Source organism: Mesorhizobium sp. M2C.T.Ca.TU.002.02.1.1 (assembly GCF_003997225.1).
In genome coordinates this window covers 1-2,626 of the sequence record NZ_RZTO01000830.1, presented here as the reverse complement: position 1 = coordinate 2,626, position 2,626 = coordinate 1, and the positions used below count along the sequence as shown (strand labels likewise).

Below are 2,626 nucleotides of genomic sequence, written 5' to 3'. Positions count from 1 at the left end.
CAGATGTCGCGAGCGCTTTCGCCAATCGTCCAAGCCGGAAAAAGAGGCGAGGCACAGCAACCGCCAATCTCCCCCCTTGTGGGGGAGATGTCCGGCAGGACAGAAGGGGGCGCCTCGCACCGGCGTCACGTTTTCTTCGATGCGCCTGCCGCTACTTCAAGAACCCGTTCTTCTTCAAAAAGTCCTCGGCCACCCCCTTCGCAGGCTCACCACCCAATTGCACGCGCCCATTGAGCTCCTGCAGCGTGGTAAGGTCGAGCTTGGCGAAGACCGGCTTCAGCAGCGCCTCGATCTCGGGATGTTCCTTCAGCACCTTCTCGCGGATGATCGGTGCCGGCTGGTAGACCGGCTGCACGTTCTTGTCGTCCTGGAGAACGACAAGGCCGGAGGGCTGGATGCCGCCATCGGTGCCGTAAACCATGGCGGCGTTGGCGCCGTTGGTCTGGTTGGCCGCGGCCGCGATGGTCGCCGCGGTGTCGCCACCGGAGAGCGTGATCAGCTGGTCGGGCTTTAGTGTGAAGCCGTAGGTTGTCTGGAAGGCCGGAAGGGCCGCCGCCGAATTGACGAACTCGGCGGAAGCCGCCAGCACCACTTTGCCGCCGCCGGCGACATATTTGCCGAAGTCCGTCAGCGTGACGAGCTTGTTCTCGTCGGCCACCTCCTTGCGCAGCGCGATCGCCCAGGTGTTGTTGGCCGGCGACGGCGACAGCCAGACGATCTTGTTGGCGTCGTAGTCGAGCTTCTTGGCGGTCTCGTAAGCCTTGGCGGCATCCTTCCAGACCGGATCGTCGGCCTTCTGGAAGAAGAAGGCCGCGTTGCCGGTATATTCGGGGTAGATGTCGATCTCGCCGGCGGTGATCGCCTTGCGCACCACGGGTGTCGCGCCGAGCTGGATACGGTCGGTGGTCTTGATGTTGTTGGCGTTAAGCACGAGCTGGATGATGTTGCCCAGCACACCGCCTTCGGTATCGATCTTCGAGGAGACAACCACCTGGGCGCTGGCCGAGGCAGTGGCAAGGCCGAGCGCGATGGTTGCTACGGCGAGCTTTCCGATTGAAAACATTGTGAAATCCCTTGCTGTGAACCGATTGATCGGTAGCTGCATATGAGCACGGCTATAACGGGCAGTCGGGGTACACGGTTTCATAACTAGGGGGACAGGCGCAATAATTTTGTTCGATCCAACAAAAGCGCTGTTCCACCCGACATGGCGCAATGCCGACCTAAGGCCGGGTGGCGGCCTGCCCTGTTCTGGGGAATACTAGAAAAGGCGGGTCGGCGGCCAAAACAGGAGTGTGTCATGGCCAAGCACAAAGTCGGCTACCTTATCGGCAGCCTCGCCAAGGGCTCCATCAACCGCAAGCTTGCGAAGGCCCTCGTCAGATTGGCGCCGCCGGAACTTGAGATGACGGAAATCTCTTTCAAGGACCTGCCGCTCTACAGCTACGACTATGACGCAGCCTTCCCACCCGTCGCCCTGGAGTTCAAGAAAGCCATCGCGTCCGTCCAGGCGGTGCTTTTCGTCACGCCGGAGTACAACCGATCGATCCCCGGCGGCCTGAAGAATGCGATCGACTGGGCCAGCCGCCCCTACGGCAAGAACTCCTTTGCCCGTAAACCGACTGCCGTCATCGGAACGTCGCCGGGCGCGATCGCTACCGCCGTCGCCCAGCAGAGCCTGCGCAGTGTGCTCAGCTTCTGCAACGCGCCCCAGATGAACTCGCCCGAAGCCTATATTCAGTTCACCCCTGGATTGATCACCGACGATGGCGAGGTGACGGTGGAGTCAACCGAGACATTCCTGCGCAATTACATGGACGAGTTCCACATGTTCATCGCGCGGGTCCTGCAGGTGCTCCCACCGGATGCATGACGCTGGCCTCGTTTCAGGCAGGTCAGGCAGGTTGTTCAAGTGGCCGGAAGAGCGGGTCGGGCGCCCCTTCAAGATTTGGGAGCGCCCACAAACTTCAACGTGCCGAGCGCCACAAAGCAGAGCGCGACGACCGGAAAGACGATCCAGTTCAGCATGGTCCAGCCCCATGCATTGTAGATCGCGCCGGACATAAGCGAGGAGAATGCGACGGAACCGAACAGGACGAAGTCGTGGAACCCCTGGACCTTGCTCTTCTCGGATGGACGATAGCTGGCCGCGACCATCGCCGTGGCGCCGATGAAACCGAAATTCCAGCCGAGCCCGAGCAGGATCAGCGCCGTCCAGAACTGCCACAGCGCCAGGCCGGAGAGCGCGACGGCGGCGCAGCCGATCAGCAGGACGAGGCCGATTGCGACGATGCGCTCGGCGCCGAAGCGATGGATCAGCGCACCGGTGAAGAAGCTTGGTCCGAACATGGCCATGACGTGCCAGGAAATGCCGAGCGTGGCATCGTCCTCCGACAGGCCGCAGCCGACCATTGCGAGCGGGGCGCCGGTCATGACGAAGCTCATCAGCGCGTAGCTGCCGACGGTGCAGAAAAGTGCTGCGACAAAACGCGGTTGGGTGACGATTTCAGCCAACGGTCGGGCATCGCTTGTGTCAGTTTCGGTCACGGCGTTTGCATGTGGGGAAACGCGCAGGAACGACAGGACGAGCGCGCCGACCGCCGCCAGGGGCAGGATGGAGGCGAAT

At 61.9% G+C, this 2,626-nt stretch carries 3 protein-coding genes; 1 reads left to right on the top strand and 2 read right to left on the bottom strand.

Going from position 1 to position 2,626, the window contains the following annotated elements; all coding sequences use genetic code 11:
- Positions 1–151 precede the first annotated feature (151 nt).
- Positions 152–1,063, bottom strand: a complete 912-nt coding sequence (locus tag EOD07_RS30045; RefSeq protein WP_127237903.1) for an ABC transporter substrate-binding protein — start codon at positions 1,061–1,063, stop codon at positions 152–154.
- A 237-nt stretch (positions 1,064–1,300) separates the two neighbouring features.
- Here EOD07_RS30045 and EOD07_RS30040 point away from each other — a divergent pair, with 237 nt between their 5' ends.
- A complete protein-coding gene (locus EOD07_RS30040) occupies positions 1,301–1,873 on the top strand; it encodes an NADPH-dependent FMN reductase (RefSeq protein WP_127237902.1) in 573 nt (190 codons plus the stop codon).
- A 68-nt stretch (positions 1,874–1,941) separates the two neighbouring features.
- Here the strand turns inward: EOD07_RS30040 and EOD07_RS30035 are convergent.
- A partial coding sequence (locus EOD07_RS30035) for an MFS transporter (RefSeq protein WP_164772678.1) occupies positions 1,942–2,626 on the bottom strand: 685 nt, incomplete at its 5' end.

Bases quoted from the DNA above. Each gene is read 5' to 3' on its own strand.
- EOD07_RS30040 (WP_127237902.1), top strand. From the start codon at position 1,301: ATGGCCAAGCACAAAGTCGGCTACCTTATCGGCAGCCTCGCCAAGGGC.
- EOD07_RS30045 (WP_127237903.1), bottom strand. From the start codon at position 1,063: ATGTTTTCAATCGGAAAGCTCGCCGTAGCAACCATCGCGCTCGGCCTT.